Origin of the sequence: Actinomycetospora aurantiaca (assembly GCF_037401875.1) — a bacterium.
GTDB classification, from domain to species: domain Bacteria; phylum Actinomycetota; class Actinomycetes; order Mycobacteriales; family Pseudonocardiaceae; genus Actinomycetospora; species Actinomycetospora aurantiaca.
In genome coordinates this window covers 169,386-186,162 of the sequence record NZ_JBBEGN010000005.1, presented here as the reverse complement: position 1 = coordinate 186,162, position 16,777 = coordinate 169,386, and the positions used below count along the sequence as shown (strand labels likewise).

Here is a 16,777-nt window from a genome sequence, read left to right as displayed (position 1 = left end):
AGGATGATGGGGCGGTGATCGTCGCCTTCAGCGTGGCCCCGTCCGGCGGGGAGTCCGACTCCGTGAGCGAGGCCGTCGCGGCCGCGGTGCGGGTGGTCCGGGAGTCCGGGCTGCCCCACGAGACCTCGTCGATGTTCACGTCCCTCGAGGGTGAGTGGGACGAGGTGATGGACGTGGTCAAGCGGGCGACCGAGGCGGCCGGGCGCTACGGCAGCCGCGTCTCGCTCGTGCTCAAGGCCGACATCCGCCCCGGGTGGACCGGGCAGATGGACGCGAAGGTGGCACGGGTCGAGGAGCATCTGTCGAGCTGGCAGGATTGATCCCGTGGCACGCCCCGATCCCCGTCAGGCCGCCCAGGCGGCTGCCCTCTCCTCGGCGATGGCCGGGGCCGTCGACCTGTCCGGTCTGAAGGCCCGCGCCGAGCAGCGCAGCGCCCCGCAGCGCCCCGCCTCCTCCGGCGACGGCGCGCCCGCCGGCCCCGGCGGCTCCGGTGGCTCCGTCGCCGTCGAGGTGACCGAGGCGAACCTGCAGGCGGAGGTCCTCGACCGGTCGATGACGCTGCCGGTGGTCGTCGAGCTGACCGCCAGCGGCGACCCGGCCTGCGCGGAGCTGTCCGCGACGCTGGAGAAGCTCGCCGTCGAGGGCCGGGGCGGCTGGGTGCTCGCCCGCGTCGACCTGCGCGCGAACCAGCGGATCGCGCAGATGTTCCAGGTGCAGGAGATCCCGACGGTGCACGTCGTGGTCGCCCAGCGCCCGGTGCAGTCGTTCTCCGGGATCTACCCCGAGGACCAGCTGCGGCCGTTCTTCACCCAGCTGCTCGAGCAGCTCGGCGAGCAGATGCCCGGGATCGCCGAGGCGCAGGCCCGCTTCGGTGGCGGCGGCGACGACGCCGAGCCGGCCGAGGAGCCCGAGGACCCGCGCTTCACCGCCGCCGAGGAGGCCCTCGAGCGCGGCGACTACGACGGCGCGGTGGCCGCCTACGAGCAGATCCTCGCCGCCGAGCCCGCCAACGCCGAGGCGCAGGCCGCGCTGTCGCAGGTGCGGTTCATGGCGCGCGCCGAGTCCGCCGACCCGTCCGCGATCGCCGCCGCCGACGCCGCCCCCGACGACGTCGCGGCGCAGAAGGCCGCCGCGGACGCCGAGCTGGCGGGCGGGCAGGTCGAGGCCGCGTTCGACCGGCTCGTCAAGACCGTGCAGCGGACCGCCGGCGACGACCGTGACGCCGCCCGCGAGCACCTGGTCTCGCTGTTCGAGCTGTTCGCGCCGGACGACCCGCGGGTCACCACCGCGCGCCGCGCGTTGGCCCGGGCGCTCTACTAGGGGATCAGCGCAGCGCCAGGCAGGGCTGCGGCCCGCCGTCGACACCCTCCCGGAAGTCCGCGATGCGGGCGTAGGCGGTGGCGTCGGCGACCGTCCCGTCCGTGCCGGAGGCCGCGTCGTCGTCGCGGCGCAGCAGGTTGACGGCCTCGTCCAGGTCGCCCGGGGAGAGGCTGAAGTCCGAGCCGGGCGCCCCGACGTCGGCCGTGTACGCCCCGGCCAGGCACAGTGCGCTGCGGCCGGCCGCCGGACCCGTCGTCGGGCGGTCGAGGGCGGCCAGGGCGGCCAGCGCGTAGCGCGAGGCGAGCAGGGTGCCGCTGGCGTAGTCGCCGATCGAGTCGTGGATGCGGTCCAGGTCGCCCCCGTCCGTGCGGACCACCCCGTCGCACAGGCCCACCGCGCCCTGCCCGCAGCCGTCGCCGCCGGGCCGGATGGCCGGGGCGGTCCACGTGCCGCCCTGGGCGCGGACGAGGCCGCCGAAGAAGCGGTCGAGGTCGGTGCCCATCGCGCGCAGCAGGTCGGGCAGCGGCAGGTTGCCGCCGCTCTCGGCGTCCGAGAGCGTCGCGAACGCCTGCTGGGTGAACGCCCGGTTGTCCAGCGTCATCTGCGCGCACGTCGCGACGCCGCCGTCGAAGCCGTCCTGGAACGAGGCGACCCGGTCGAACGCGTTGCCGTGGGCGCGATCGTCCGCGGCGTCGGTGCCCACCGGGTCGCGGAAGGTGATCAGCGCGCTCATCGCGGCGTCGATCCCGCCGTCGCCGGTGCGCAGGTCGGGCGTCTGCCCGTCCCGCACCGCGCGCAGGAAGGAGCCCGCGTAGCAGTCGGCCTGCCCCTCGGACAGGATCGTGGGCGCGCCGGAACCCAGGCTCGCGCTCGTCGTCACGACGTCGGAGAGCCGCTGCTGGATCGCGTGGCCGAACTCGTGCGCGAGCACGACCACCACCGCCGAGTCGCCGAACTCCTCGCGCAGCACGGGGATCAGGGCTGCACGGTCGTAGGCGATGACGTCGGCGCGCGGACAGTAGAAAGCGTTGCCCTCGACCTCGTCGGTCGACTGCGTGCACGGCGGCGGGGGGCCGGGACGCGACGAGTCGACCGAGAAGTAGCCCCGCGGCGGCACGAACGCCTGCCCGTCCGCGATCCGCGGGTACTGCCCGCCCCACCAGCCCTCGAGGTCGCGCAGCACGGCCGCGGCCAACCGGTCGTCGTCGGAGCCGTCGTTGTCCCGGACGAACACCGGGTCGAGGCCCGCGCTGACCTGCGGCCCGGCGAAGGCGCGCCCGTCGACCGCCGACGCGCACCCCGCCGTGAGCAGCACCGCCAGCACCGCGAGCACGACCCGGATCCGCACACCGTCCAGTGTGGGGCACCCGGGTCACGCGCGGGGGCCGAATCGGACGATCCGGGTCAGGGCTCCTCGTGCACCAGCCAGAGCACCCCGGACGCCGGCAGGGTCATCTCCGCCGACGCGGGCCGGCCGTGCTGGGCCACCGACGCGGCGAACACCGACCCGAAGTTGCCGGCCCCGTCGCCGCCGTAGAGGTCCGCGTCGGTGTTGACGATCTCGCGCCAGCGGCCCGGCTGCGGCATCCCGATGCGGTAGCGGTCGTGCACGATGCCGGAGAAGTTGGCCACGCACACCACGTCCGGGCCGCCCGTCGGGTCGTGCCGGACGAACGAGAACACGTTGCCCACCGCGTCGTTCGCGTCGATCCAGGAGAAGCCGGCCGGGTCGGTGTCGGCCGTGAACAGGGCGGGCTGCTCCCGGTAGACCGCGTTGAGGTCGGCCACGAGGCGCCCGATGCCGCGGTGGAGCGGGTCGTCGAGCAGCTCCCAGTCCAGCGAGCGCTCCTCGGACCACTCCCGGACCTGGCCGAACTCCTGGCCCATGAACAGCAGCTGCTTGCCGGGGTGGGCCCACATGTAGGCCAGCAGGGCGCGCAGCCCGGCGGCCTTCCCGGCCTCGCCGCGGCCCATGTCGGGCATCCGGGTCCAGAGCGAGCCCTTGCCGTGCACGACCTCGTCGTGGCTGAACGGCAGGACGTAGTTCTCCGACCAGGCGTAGGTCAGCGAGAACGTCATCTGGTTGTGGTGGTAACCGCGGTGCACGGGGTCACGCATGACGTAGTCGAGCGTGTCGTGCATCCAGCCCATGTTCCACTTCATCCCGAAGCCGAGGCCGCCGAGGTGGGTGGGACGGGTGACGCCGGGCCACGCGGTGGACTCCTCGGCGATCGTGACGACGCCCGGGTGGTGCTTGTAGACGGTGGCGTTGACCTCCTGCAGGAACGACACCGCCTCGAGGTTCTCCCGCCCGCCGTAGCGGTTGGGCACCCACTCGGTGCGCGAGTAGTCCAGGTAGAGCATCGAGGCGACCGCGTCCACGCGCAGCCCGTCGACGTGGAACTCCTCGAGCCAGTACAGGGCGTTCGCGACGAGGAAGTTGCGGACCTGGGAGCGCCCGAAGTCGAACACGAGCGTGCCCCAGTCGAGCTGCTCGCCCCGGCGCGGGTCGCCGTGCTCGTAGCAGGGCGTGCCGTCGAAGCGGGCCAGCGCCCACTCGTCCCGCGGGAAGTGCGCCGGCACCCAGTCCACGATCACGCCGATGCCGGCGGCGTGGAGGGTGTCGACGAACGCGCGGAAGTCGTCCGGCGTGCCGAACCGGCTGGACGGCGCGTAGTACGAGCTGACCTGGTAGCCCCACGACCCGCCGAACGGGTGCTCGGCGACCGGCAGCAGCTCGACGTGGGTGAAGCCCTGCTCGGTCAGGTAGCCGACGAGCTGCTCGCCGAGCTCGGCGTAGGTCAGGCCCTGCCGCCACGAGCCCGCGTGGAGCTCGTAGACGCTCATCGGCTCGGCGTGCGCCCGCGATTCCCGACGGCGGGTCATCCAGGCCTGGTCGGTCCAGGTGTGCGTCGAGGTGGTCACCACGGACGCCGGCGTCGGCGGCAGGTCGGCCGCGAACGCCATCGGGTCGGCCTTGTCCAGCCAGGTGTTCTGCTGGGTGAGGATGCGGAACCCGTAGCGGGCGCCGACGCCGACCCCGGGCAGGAAGATCTCCCACACCCCGGAGCCCAGCGCGCGCATCGGCGTGGCCACGCCGTCCCAGCTGCCCTGCTCCGGCGCCCAGTCGCCGACCACGCGGACCCCGCGCGCGTTCGGCGCCCACACCGTGAACGACGTGCCCTCGACCGGGCCGGAGGGGGTCGGCCACCGCCGGAAGTGGGCGCCGAGCGCCTCCCAGAGCCGCTCGTGACGACCCTCGCCGATGAGGTGCAGGTCCACCGAGCCGATGACGGGGGAGAAGCGGTAGGGGTCGTCGACGACGGTCTCGGTCGTCTCCCCGTGCGCGTCGCCGCCGCTCTCGTCGGTGCGGCGCACCGCCAGCCGGTAGTGCGGCAGCGGGCCGGGCACCGCTCCGGCGAACAGCCCGGAGGTGTTGACCGCGCCCAGCGGGTAGCGCCCGGCCGTCGGCCCCTCGGGGACCACGACGTCGACCTCGTCGGCCCCCGGCTGCAGGGTCCGGACGACGACGGTGCCCGGGTTCTGCGGGCGGCGGTGCGGGCCCAGCACGCTGTGCGGGTCGCGGTGGGCGCCCTCCATCAGCAGGTGGACGTCGAGCTCGCCCGGGGCGACGGGCAGCGGGTCGGGCGCGGTGGGGCGGGTCATCGGCTTCCGGGGGCTCCAGGGTCGGGACGGCTCGTGGGCGGCGGGTCCGGTACTCCTACCCGGCGCGCGGGGTCGGGGAACCGGGGCGCTACGCGCCCGCGGTGTCGCCCACCAGGCGGGCCATCGACCGCAGCGGGATGGCCAGCCAGTTCGGCCGGTTGCGGGTCTCGTAGAGCACCTCGTAGACGGCCTTGTCCAGCTCGTAGGCCCGCAGCACGTCGAGCTGGTCGCGCGGGTCGGCGCCCGCGATCTCGGCGTAGCCGTCGCAGAATGCGGAGCGGTTGCGGTCGGCCCACTCCTGCGCACGGCGCTGCAGGTAGGCGGGCGCCTCCGCGCCGGTCTCCCACTCCGCGAGCTGGTGAAACGCGGCGTAGTCGAACGAGCGCAGCATCGCGGCCACGTCGCGCAGCGGCGAGTCCGGCCGGACCCGGTCGTGCAGCGGGCGGGAGGGCTCGCCCTCGAAGTCGATCGCGAGCCACCCGCGCGGGGTGCGCAGGGTCTGGCCGAGGTGCAGGTCGCCGTGCACGCGCTGGACGAGCAGGCCGTCGGCGGCGCGCACACCCTGCAGCACCCGCGCGATCTCGTCGCGCTGGGCGGCCACCACCTCGACCGCCGCCGCGGCCAGGTCGAGGCGGTCCAGCATCCAGTCCGCCACCGCCGCGACGCCGTCGGACCCGAGCCGGTCGCTGCCGAGGCCGCGGGCGAGCTCGATGTGCACGCTCGCGATGGTCTTCCCGAGGCGCTGCGCCTCGCCGGCGAAGTCGCCGCCCACCTCGTCGGGACGCAGGTCGCCCTCGGCGAGCAGGTCCCGCACGCTGGTCAGGGCCATCGACCAGCCGTCGGCGGAGTTCGCCGCGTAGCTCTGCAGCATCGCCACCGTCATCGGCAGCGGGCCCCTATCGGCGTGCTCCCCTTCCTCCGCGGGCAGCACGCCCTCGATCGCCCCGAGCAGTGGCGCCACCTCGCCGGAGCGCTCACGACCGAGCGCGCGGTGCAGCTCCAGGTCGGGGTTGAGCCCGGGCGTCGCGCGCCGGAACAGCTTCATGATGGCGCGCTCGCCGTAGATCACCGACGAGTTCGACTGCTCGCCGAGCAGCGGGCGGCCGGGACCGACGACGGGGGCCTCGACCCCCGGCTCCGGCACGAACCGCAGGGTGCCCACCGTGGTGTCGGAGACGATCATCGACAGCAGCAGGCGGCTCACCTCGCCGTCGGCCAGGCCGTCGTAGACCATCCGGTCGCCGACCGCGCCGATCACGGCGTGCTCGAGGTCGCCCGACACCCGCGGCCGCGTCGCGAGCAGCATCTGGAAGGTCTCCTCCGGCCCGCCGTCGGTGAACGACACCGCGATGACGGCGTGCTCGACGGCGGGGACGGCGTCGGCCGGGGTGATCTCCTGGTGGCCGACGAAGCGCACGGCCGCGACCGTGCGGTCCTTGGCGGCGAACCAGCGCTGCTCGGGCAGCCACTCGGTCAGGGCGGGCAGCAGGGCGTCCAGTAGGAGAGGAGTGGTCATCACCGCTCCTGCGCCGGCTGGATCGAGAACCAGTAGAAGCCGTGCCCCGGCAGCGTCAGCAGGTACGGCAGCTCACCGATGGCGGGGAAGGGAACGCCTCCGGTCAGCTCGGTCGGCGTCCAGTCCTTCCACGCGATCAAATCGAGCTCCACGGGTTGGGGGAATCGGGACATGTTGTTCACGCACAGCACCACGTCCCGGTGCCCGTCGGCGTCGACGGCCTCGCGGACGTAGCTCAGCACCGAGGAGTTGGACCCCCCGAGCTCGTGGAAGTCGCCGAGGCCGAACGCGGCGTGCTGGCGCCGGATCTCGATCATGCGGCGGTTCCAGTGCAGCAGGCTCGCGCTGGAGTTCGACTGCGCCTCGACGTTGACCGCCTGGTACCCGTACACGGGGTCCATGACGATCGGCAGGTTGAGCCGGCCCGGGTCGCACGAGGAGAAGCCCGCGTTGCGGTCGGGCGTCCACTGCATGGGACTGCGCACGCCGTCGCGGTCGCCCAGCCAGATGTTGTCACCCATCCCGATCTCGTCGCCGTAGTAGATCACCGGGCTACCCGGCAGCGAGAGCAGCAACGCGGTGAACAGCTCGAGCTGGTTGCGGTCGTTGTCGAGCAGCGGGGCCAGCCGGCGGCGGATGCCGATGTTGGCCTTCATCCGCGGGTCCTTGGCGTACTCCGCGTACATGTAGTCGCGCTCGTCGTCGGTGACCATCTCGAGGGTCAGCTCGTCGTGGTTGCGCAGGAAGATGCCCCACTGCGCGCTCTCGGGGATCTCCGGGGTCTGCGCCAGGATCTCCGAGATCGGGAACCGCGACTCGCGGCGGACCGCCATGAAGATGCGCGGCATCAGCGGGAAGTGGAACGCCATGTGGCACTCGTCGCCGCCGGCCTCGGGGTCGCCGTAGTACTCCACGACGTCCGCCGGCCACTGGTTCGCCTCGGCGAGCAGGATCCGGCCCGGGTACTCGTCGTCGATGACCTTGCGGCAGCGCTTGAGGAACTGGTGGGTCTCCGGCAGGTTCTCGCCGTTGGTGCCCTCGCGCTCGAAGAGGTAGGGCACCGCGTCCAGCCGGAAGCCGTCGATCCCGAGGTCGAGCCAGAAGCGCAGGGCGTCGATCATCGCCTCGCACACGGCGGGGTTGTCGAAGTTCAGGTCGGGCTGGTGGCTGAAGAAGCGGTGCCAGAAGAACTGGCCGCGCACCGAGTCCCAGGTCCAGTTCGACGTCTCGGTGTCGACGAAGATGATCCGCGCGTCCGCGTACTCCGACCCGTCGTCGGACCACACGTAGAAGTCGCCGTAGGGGCCGTCGGGGTCGCGCCGGGACTCCTGGAACCACACGTGCTGGTCCGAGGTGTGGTTCATGACGAGGTCGGTGATGACCCGGATGCCCCGGGCGTGCGCCTGGTCGACGAACTCGACGAAGTCCTCGACGGTGCCGAACTCCGGCAGCACCTTGCGGTAGTCGCGGATGTCGTAGCCGCCGTCGCGCAGCGGGGAGTCGTAGAACGGCGGGAGCCACAGGCAGTCGACGCCGAGCCACGCGAGGTAGTCCAGCTTGTCGGTGAGGCCGCGCAGGTCGCCGAAGCCGTCGCGGTCGGAGTCGGCGAAGGCGCGGACGAGCACCTCGTAGAAGACCGCGCGCTTGTACCAGCCCTCCTCCACGGGGAGCTGGCGCGCGCTGCGGAAGTCGTCGGCGCTCGGTTGCACCACCTCGTGGCCCGGTTCGACGACCGTGGTGCCGGGAGGCGTGTCGGAGGTCCCGTCGTTCATCGCGCGCCACGCTAGTGGGCGGACCCGCCCCCGCGCCGCACCGGCCCGTGTCGGGTCCGACCTCAGCGGTCGCGCTCCGGGTCGGCCGGGGCGCCCTCGATGACCATCGGCGACCCGCCGTCGTCCGGCTCCCGACGGCCGGCCGGTGCCGGTCCGCCGATCACGACGACCGACGGCGTCATCCGGGCACTGCCCGCCCGCACCGCGCGGGACGCCGCCCGCCGCGCGAGCGCCCGGCGCACCGGCGGCACCAGCAGGACCAGGGCCGCGACCGTGGAGAGCATGCCCGGCACCACCAGCAGCACCCCGGCGAGCGCGACGTACATCCCGTCGGCCACCTGCGCCTCGGCCGGACGCCGGTTCTGCACGGCCCGGCCGAGCTCGGTCAGCGAGCGTCGGCCCTCGTGCTTCAGGGCCCAGGCGCCGACCACCGCGGAGAGGATCAGCAGGCCGAGCAGCCCCAGGAACCCGACGGCCTGACCCACCAGGACCAGGACCCAGACCTCCAGGGCCACGTAGGCCAGGAACGCGAGCAGGAGCAGCACGGGGACCTCCAAGGTGTTCTCAGGGGGTCAACGCACGGCGCCCCGGAAAAGTGCCCGGCGGGCACGCGACCGTGCGGCCAGCGCTGCCGTCCCCCCGAGCACCAGGACGGCGGCGAGCACGGCCGCCGTGGGCAGCAGCCAGAGCGCCATGACCCACCCGGTGAGGCTCGGCCCGGAGAACAGGGCCCAGATCGTGGGCAGGAGGGCGATCCCCACGGCCACGGCGAGCAGCGGCGACGAGACCGGGCGGCGCCGCCCGCGCAGGCCGGCCGCGCGCCGCGGCGCGCGGGCCACGGCCACCGCCAGCGCCACCGCCGCGCCGACGGTGAGCCCCGCGAGCACCCGGTCGAGGACGAGCTTCGGCTCCGAGGGCCACGGCCCCACCGCGCCGCCGCCGGCGAGCGTCGTCAGGCGGCGCGCCAGGGTGCCGGGCGAGCCCGTGACGTCGCCGGTGTCGGTGAGGACGACGGCGCCCGCCTCGCCGGGCGAGAACTCGATCGCACTCGTGTACGTGCTGACGAGTCCGCCGTGCAGGACCCGCGGACCGTCCTCGCCGGACCGGAGCGACCAGCCGAGCCCGTAGCGCCCTGCCGTACCCGGGGACGCGGTGTGGGAGGCCCGCAGCGTGTCGGGGCGCAGCAGCGGGGCGCCGTCCCCGAGCTGGAACCGCAGCCAGCGGGTCATGTCGGCCGCCGTCGTGACGAGCCCGGCGTCACCGAGACAGAACGCCGGGATCTCCGGGACCGCCACCTGGACGCCCAGCGCGCCCACGTGTCCGTGCGCCAGGCCCGGGACGGCGTCGTCGCAGCGGGCGGTGACGACCGTCGAGGTCATCCCGAGGGGCAGGAGGACGGCGTTCCGCAGGTGGTCGGGGAACGGCCGCCCGCTGAGGACCTCGACGAGGCGGGCCGCCACGGTGTAGTGGGCGTTGAGGTACTCGTGTGCGACGCCCGGCTCCCGCGCCGGGGGGACCCCCGCCAGCCCGTCGACGACCTCCTGCGCCGACCCGGGTGGCGGGAGCGCGAACTCGTCGACGTCGGCCGCGGCCAGGCCGGAGGTGTGGGCGAGCAGGTCGCGCACCGTGATCGGACGCCCCCGGGGCGCGGCGGTCGAGAACCCGGGCAGGAGCTCGGAGACCGGCTGGTCCAGCCGCAGGCGGCCCTCGTCGGCCAGCCGCAGGACGGCGACCGCGGTGAACGCCTTGCTCATCGACGCGATCCGGAACCGGGTGTCCGGGGTGGTCGGCAGCCCGTCGGAGGTCCGCCCGTGCAGGACCGTCGCGACGGTGCCGTCCGGGCGCACGACGACGGCGGCCGTCGCCGGGACCGCGAACCGCGCCGCGTGGTCGCGCACCTCGTCCTCGGCGGTCCGCGCCGGCTCGTCCGCGTGCGCGGTCGGGGCGGCCGCCAGGGCCAGGAGACCGATCAGCAGCAGGATCCACGGGCGCACGCCCCCGAGCGTGACCCGCCGCGCCGGGCAACGGATGGGGGAGATCCCCGACGCCGTCCCGGGGGCGTCCCCGAGGTGGTCCCGGGAACGGACGAGCGGGCCGTTCGTCACGGGAGAAGGTGACGAACGGCCCGCTCGTACGGCTCGGACGGCTCGGCCTACCGCTTCTGCACCGACACCAGGTGCGCCACGTCGCGCCAGGGCTCGAGGCGCACGAAGTTGGCCTGGCCCCAGTCGAACACCTGCCCGCTGACCTCGTCGAACGCCCCGAAGCGGGCGAACGGGTCGAGGCCGAGCGCCGCCATGTCGAGGTGCAGCGTGCCCTCCTCGGCGCCGAAGGGGTTGAGGTTGACCACGCCGACCACCGTGTCGCCGGTGATCGGGTCGGTCTTCGACCAGGCGAGCAGCGCGTCGTTGTCGGTGTCGTGGAACCGCAGCGTCCGCAGCTGGCGCACGGCCGGGTGGGCGCGGCGGATCTCGTTGAGCCGCGTGATCCACGGCTGCAGGCTGCGGCCCTCGGCGAGCGCGCGGTCGAAGTCGCGCGGCCGCAGCTGGTACTTCTCCGAGTCCAGGTACTCCTCGCTGCCCGCCTTCGCCGGCTGCCACTCGAACAGCTCGAATCCGGCGTAGACCCCCCACGACGGCGACAGCATCGAGGCCAGCGTGGCCCGGATCGCGAACATGCCGGGCCCGCCGGTCTGCAGCGACTCGTGGAGGATGTCCGGGGTGTTGACGAAGCAGTTCGGGCGGCACTCGTCGACGCGGTCGCGGTGCATCTCGAAGAACTCGCGGATCTCGTCGCGGCCGGTCCGCCACGTGAAGTACGAGTAGGACTGGCTGAACCCGGCCTTGGCCAGGCCGAAGAGCCGGGCGGGCCGCGTGAACGCCTCGGCCAGGAACACCACGCCCGGGTCGACCACGTGGACCTTGGCGATCAGCCACGACCAGAAGTCGGCCGGCTTGGTGTGCGGGTTGTCCACGCGGAACACGCGGACCCCGTGGGCGAGCCAGTGCAGGACGACCCGCAGCGACTCGGCGTAGATGCCCTCCGGGTCGGTGTCGAAGTTGACCGGGTAGATGTCCTGGTACTTCTTCGGCGGGTTCTCCGCGTACGCGATCGTCCCGTCGGGACGCACCGTGAACCACTCCGGGTGCGTCGCGGCCCACGGGTGGTCCGGCGCGCACTGCAGCGCGAAGTCGAGCGCGACCTCCAGGCCCAGCTCGTGGGCGCGGGCGACGAAGGCGTCGAAGTCGTCGATGGTGCCCAGCTGCGGGTGGACCGCGTCGTGCCCGCCCTCGGCGGACCCGATCGCCCAGGGGGACCCGACGTCGTCCGGACCCGGTGTCAGGGTGTTGTTCGGGCCCTTGCGGTTGACCGTGCCGATCGGGTGGATCGGCGGGAGGTACACCACGTCGAAACCCATCGCGGCCGCGCGCTCGAGCTCGGAGTGCGAGGTGGCGAACGTGCCGTGGACCGGCCGGCCCTCGTCGTCCCACCCGCCGGTGGAGCGCGGGAAGAACTCGTACCAGGCGCCGTCCAGGGCCCGCGGGCGCTCGACGAGGACGTGGTGGTCGGCGCCGCGGGTGACCAGGTCGCGCACGGGGCGCTCGGTCATCGTGTGCTGCACCGGCTCCGAGAGGGCCTTCGCGAGCCGTTCGACCAGCGGCCGGTCGGTCTCGCGCAGCGACGCGGCGGCCGCGCGGAGCTCCGCGGCGAACGTGACCGAGGGCGGCATCTCCAGCGGGGTGGTGGCCTCGGTGGCCGGCTGGTGGCCGACCTCGTCGGCCGTCGTGCGCTCCTCGATCTGCGCGGCACCGCGGTCGAGCAGGCGCGCGCCGGACTCCAGGTCGTTGGCGAGCTCGCCCGCCCCCTGACCGGCGGCCACCTTCACCTCGACGGCGTGCCGCCAGGTGGCCCACGGGTCGCTCCAGGCGTCCACGCGGAACCGCCACAGGCCCTCGGCGTCCGCGACGAGGCTGCCCGCGGCGCGGTCGGTGTCCTTGCCGAGGCTCACCATCCGCGCGGACCGCTCGTCCCCGACGACGGGGGCGGTCGCGACCGCCTCGGCGTCGGCGTGGTCGACGTCCGCGCAGCGCTGCCAGACCAGGGTCGCGGCGATCGCGTCGTGGCCCTCCCGCCAGACCGACGCCGTCACCGGCACGACCTCGCCGACGACCGCCTTCGACGGGAACCGGCCCCCCGACACCTCCGGGGTCACCTCGTCGATGCCGAGCCGGCCCTGCGCGAGGCGGGCGCGCTCGGCGGCGAGGTCGCCGGTGGTCGGGGTCCGTGTGGGCGCCGGCGCGGGGACCGGGTCGGTCTGCGCGAGCGCCGGGGCGACCGTCTCGGCCGGGACCTCGTCGGGCGCGGGCTCCGGGTCGGTCTCGGCGGTGGTCGGGGTGACGACCTCGGGCTCCTCGACGGCGGGGGTGTCGTCGGCGGGGGTGTCGGTGGGGGGCTCGTCGAGTGCGACGTCCGGCAGGCCGGCGGGGTCCGGGACCTGCGTGGTGTCGCTCTCGGCGGTGACCGGCGCCCATTCGGCGTCAGCGACGGGCTCGTCGTCCCGGCCGACCGCCGCGGCGGTCCCGGCGGCCGCACCGGCCGCGACCGCGCCGAGGGCGAGGCCGGAGCCGTCGGCGGCCGGAGAGGTCACGGGCTCGTCGGCGGCGCGGCTGTCGTCGGGGGTGTCGTCGAGTGCGACGTCAGACAGGTCGGCGGGGTCCGGGACCTGCGTGGTGTCGCTCTCGGCGGTGACCGGCGCCCACTCGGGGTCGGCGGGCAGGTCCAGGGGCTCGCCGGCCGGGCCGTCGAGGGGCTCGCCGTCGGCGCCGCGCCGCCCGAGGTCGAACCCGGAGCCGTCGGCGGTGGGGGAGGTGACGGGCTCGTCGAGCGGCTCGTCGGCGGGGCCGCGGCGACCGAGGTCGATGCCGCTGCCGTCCGCGGCCGGGGTGGTGACGGGATCGTCGTCGACCGGCCCCCCGGGGGCGGCGGCGGGCGGGACGTCGGTGCGGGCGTGGCGGCCCGGGACGCCGAAGGGCGGGGCCCCGTGCTCGGTGGTCGGCCGATCGGCGGACGACGAACTCATGCCCGTCGCCCTACCCGAACCGACCGGTTTCGATGCGCTCGCCGCGGCGGGCCGGGGGGTGAGCGCGGTGGGTGACTCGTCCGCGTCGCCGGCGGGGTCGGGGCCGCCCTGCGGGACGACCGGGCGACGCCACGGCGGCACGACCGCCCGGAAGCCGCCGGTCTGGGTGGAGCGCGACCACGCGGGCGCGGCCGGGGCGGGCGGGACCGGCGTGGAGGGGACGGTCGGCCCGCCGGCGATCGAGGCCTCGAGCGACCCGCCGTCGTGACCGCGCCGGACGCGGTCCGACCGGCCGGGTACCGGGATCGGGCCGGACGGGGTGCCGGGGTTGACCGCGGCATCCGGGGGCGGCGGCGGGCCGAGCTCCACCTCCCCGGCCGAGCCCCACGGGCGTCGTCGGGTGGGTGCCGGGTGCTCGCGCGGGTCGTAACGCGGGGGCAGGTCCTCCGCGGCGGCCGCGCCGTCGGAGCCGGTGGCCGGCTCGGCCGGCTCGGGCTGCGGCGCCCCCGACGGGCCCGACCCGCCGTCGGGAACGGGGAACTCGCCCGTCCGACGGCCGGTGACGATCGCCCGGAACCGGCCGCTCCACGGCTCGCTGCGCCGGGGTGGCGCCGCCTCGGACGCCTCCGTCCCGGCCTCGTCGTTCTCGCCCTCGGGACGTCGTCCGGACGCCCACCATCTCCCCAGCACGCTCACGCGACGCAGGGTAGCCAGCGAATCGATCCAGCCGCGATGGGCGATGACGGCGCGTCCGAAGCGTTTGCCTAGGCTTCCCCCCGTGAGAGCACTACGTCGTTTCTCCGTCCGTGCCCAGTTGCCGGCCGCGCTCGCGCCCCTCCAGGACCTCGCGACGAACCTGCGCTGGACCTGGCACGGTCCGACGCAGGACCTCTTCGCCTCGGTCGACGAGGCGGCCTGGCGGTCCACCGGCGGCGACCCCGTCCGGCTGCTCGGGGAGGTGGGCCCGGCCCGGCTCGCCGAGCTCGCCGCCGACGAGCGGTTCGTCGCACGGGTGGGGGAGGTCGCCGAGGATCTCCGCGCCTACCTGAGCGAGCCGCGCTGGTACCAGGGCAAGCAGGAGCTGCCCGCCGGGATCGGCTACTTCTCGATGGAGTTCGGCGTCTCGGAGGTGCTGCCGAACTACTCGGGCGGCCTGGGCATCCTCGCCGGCGACCACCTCAAGGCGGCCTCCGACCTCGGGGTGCCCCTGATCGCGGTCGGGCTGCTCTACCGGTCCGGCTACTTCCGGCAGTCGCTGTCGCTGGACGGCTGGCAGCAGGAGCAGTACCCGGCGCTCGACCCGCAGGGCCTGCCGCTGCACCTGCTCACCGGCTCCGACGGCGCCCCGCTGCTCGTGCACGTGGCCGTGCCCGAGGGCCGGGTGCTGCGGGCGCGGATCTGGGTCGCGTCGGTCGGGCGCGTGCCGCTGCTGCTGCTCGACGCCGACATCGAGGACAACGACGCCGACCTGCGCCACATCACCGACCGGCTCTACGGCGGCGACTCCGAGCACCGCATCCGCCAGGAGATCCTCGTCGGGATCGGCGGGGTGCGGGCCGTCCGCGCCTACTGCGGCGCCACCGGCCACGCGGCGCCCGAGGTCTTCCACACCAACGAGGGCCACGCCGGCTTCCTGGGCCTGGAGCGGATGCGCGAGCTGGTGACCGGCTCCGGGCTCGACGTCGACCAGGCCCTGGCCGCGGTCCGCGCCGGCACCGTGTTCACCACGCACACCCCGGTGCCCGCGGGCATCGACCGGTTCCCGATCGGGCTCGTCGAGCACTACTTCTCCGGCGACCTGCTGCCGGGCATCCCCACCGAGCGGGTGCTCGCGCTGGGCCGGGAGTCCGACCCGGAGATGTTCAACATGGCGCACATGGGCCTGCGCCTGGCCCAGCGCTCCAACGGCGTCTCGCAGCTGCACGGCGAGGTCTCCCGCGGGATGTTCTCCTCGCTGTGGGGCGGGTTCGACGCGCCCGAGGTGCCGATCGGCTCGGTGACCAACGGCGTGCACGGCCCCACCTGGACCGCCCGCGAGATGGTCGGCCTGACGGCGGGTGCGGCGGCCGCGGGCTCCGGACCGGAGCTGTTCGGGGTGTCGGACTCCCTGCTCTGGGAGGTCCGCGGCACGCTGCGGGCGCGCCTGGTGTCCGAGGTGCGACGGCGGGTGAAGGCGTCCTGGCTCGACCGCGGCGCCTCCGAGCCGGAGCTGGGCTGGACCGAGCGCGTGTTCGACCCGAACGTCCTCACGATCGGCTTCGCCCGCCGCGTGCCGACCTACAAGCGGCTCACCCTGATGCTGCGCGACCAGGAGCGGCTGCGGTCGATGCTGCTCGACCCGGAGCGCCCGGTGCAGCTGGTGATCGCCGGCAAGTCGCACCCGGCCGACGACTCCGGCAAGCGGCTCATCCAGGAGATGGTCCGGTTCGCCGACGACCCGGCCATCCGGCACCGCATCGTGTTCCTCCCGGACTACGACATGTCGATGGCCCGCTACCTCTACTGGGGCTGCGACGTCTGGCTCAACAACCCGCTGCGCCCGCTCGAGGCGTGCGGGACCTCCGGCATGAAGTCCGCGCTCAACGGCGGGCTGAACCTGTCGGTGCGCGACGGCTGGTGGGACGAGCTCTACGACGGCCGCAACGGCTGGTCGATCCCCACCGCCGACGGCGTCGACGACCCCGACCGCCGCGACGACATCGAGGCCGCCGCCCTCTACGACCTGATGTCCACGCAGGTCGCGCCGCTGTTCTACGACCGCGGCGCCGACGGCGTCCCGGACCGCTGGACCGCGCTCGTCCGCCACACCCTCGCGACCCTGTCGCCGAAGGTGCAGGCCTCGCGGATGGTCACCGACTACGTCACCGACTGGTACGCCCCCGCGGCACGCGCCGCCCGGCGCGTCGCCACCGACGGGTACGCCGGGGCCAAGGAGCTCGCCGAGTTCCGCGCCCGCCTGGACGCGTCGTGGCCGTCGGTGCGGGTGGCGGAGGTCGACGTCTCCGGTGCCGCGGACACCCCGGTGCTCGGCGCGCCCATGACTGTCCGCGCGACGGTGGACCTCGGCGGCCTGGACGCCTCCGACGTGCTGGTCCAGGCCGTCGTCGGGCGGGCGGACGAGTCCGACGAGATCTCCGGGGCGGTCGTGGCGCCGATGGCGACGGTCGGCTCGGCGGGGGACACGCAGACCTTCGAGGCGACCGTGGCCCTCCCGCACGCGGGCGTGCTGGGCTACACCGTCCGCGTCCTCCCGGCGCACGAACTGCTCGCGTCCCCGGTGGAGCTGGGCAAGGTCGTCCTCCCGGCGTAGATCCCCTTCCCGACGACGGGTCCCGGGGTGCCCGGGCCCGTCGTCGGGGCGAGATCGCTCGAAGCGGCCCGCAGGCGCGGCGAAGTCAGTGGCACGATGCAGCCGCAGGTGGG

10 protein-coding genes are annotated in these 16,777 nt (G+C 74.5%); 3 read left to right on the top strand and 7 right to left on the bottom strand.

Going from position 1 to position 16,777, the window contains the following annotated elements; translation table 11 throughout:
* The first annotated feature begins 14 nt into the window (after positions 1–14).
* Both WCD74_RS13105 and WCD74_RS13100 read left to right on the top strand, forming a co-directional pair.
* Positions 15–320 carry an MTH1187 family thiamine-binding protein gene (locus WCD74_RS13105; RefSeq protein WP_337695275.1) on the top strand — a complete coding sequence of 102 codons (306 nt, stop codon included), beginning with the start codon at positions 15–17 and terminating at the stop codon, positions 318–320.
* A gap of 58 nt (positions 321–378) precedes the next feature.
* Positions 379–1,320 (top strand): tetratricopeptide repeat protein, encoded by a 942-nt coding sequence (locus WCD74_RS13100; protein WP_337695419.1) that lies wholly within the window; start codon positions 379–381, stop codon positions 1,318–1,320.
* Between the two features lie 4 nt (positions 1,321–1,324).
* On the opposite strand, the gene WCD74_RS13095 is transcribed toward WCD74_RS13100, so the two are convergent.
* The 7 genes from WCD74_RS13095 to WCD74_RS13065 form a co-directional block, all read right to left on the bottom strand.
* Positions 1,325–2,668 carry a neutral zinc metallopeptidase gene (locus WCD74_RS13095; protein WP_337695274.1) on the bottom strand — a complete coding sequence of 448 codons (1,344 nt, stop codon included), beginning with the start codon at positions 2,666–2,668 and terminating at the stop codon, positions 1,325–1,327.
* 56 nt (positions 2,669–2,724) lie between these two features.
* Positions 2,725–4,986 carry a 1,4-alpha-glucan branching protein GlgB gene (gene glgB / locus WCD74_RS13090; protein WP_337695273.1) on the bottom strand — a complete coding sequence of 754 codons (2,262 nt, stop codon included), beginning with the start codon at positions 4,984–4,986 and terminating at the stop codon, positions 2,725–2,727.
* A gap of 88 nt (positions 4,987–5,074) precedes the next feature.
* Positions 5,075–6,502 (bottom strand): maltokinase N-terminal cap-like domain-containing protein, encoded by a 1,428-nt coding sequence (locus tag WCD74_RS13085; RefSeq protein WP_337695272.1) that lies wholly within the window; start codon positions 6,500–6,502, stop codon positions 5,075–5,077.
* On the bottom strand, positions 6,502–8,274 hold the full coding sequence (treS, locus tag WCD74_RS13080) for a maltose alpha-D-glucosyltransferase (RefSeq protein ID WP_337695271.1): 1,773 nt from the start codon (positions 8,272–8,274) through the stop codon (positions 6,502–6,504). Before treS ends, WCD74_RS13085 begins: the two co-directional genes overlap by 1 nt.
* Positions 8,275–8,336: 62 nt before the next feature.
* Entirely contained in the window at positions 8,337–8,819 is a 483-nt protein-coding gene (locus tag WCD74_RS13075; protein ID WP_337695270.1) for an FxsA family protein, read from the bottom strand.
* A 27-nt stretch (positions 8,820–8,846) separates the two neighbouring features.
* Positions 8,847–10,268, bottom strand: coding sequence for a serine hydrolase domain-containing protein (locus WCD74_RS13070; RefSeq protein ID WP_337695269.1), 1,422 nt, complete (start codon positions 10,266–10,268; stop codon positions 8,847–8,849).
* 158 nt (positions 10,269–10,426) lie between these two features.
* Positions 10,427–12,496: an alpha-1,4-glucan--maltose-1-phosphate maltosyltransferase gene (locus WCD74_RS13065; protein ID WP_337695418.1), complete on the bottom strand. Its 2,070-nt coding sequence runs from the start codon at positions 12,494–12,496 to the stop codon at positions 10,427–10,429.
* 1,636 nt (positions 12,497–14,132) lie between these two features.
* Here WCD74_RS13065 and glgP point away from each other — a divergent pair.
* Positions 14,133–16,664: an alpha-glucan family phosphorylase gene (glgP, locus tag WCD74_RS13060; protein WP_337695268.1), complete on the top strand. Its 2,532-nt coding sequence runs from the start codon at positions 14,133–14,135 to the stop codon at positions 16,662–16,664.
* Positions 16,665–16,777 lie beyond the last annotated feature (113 nt).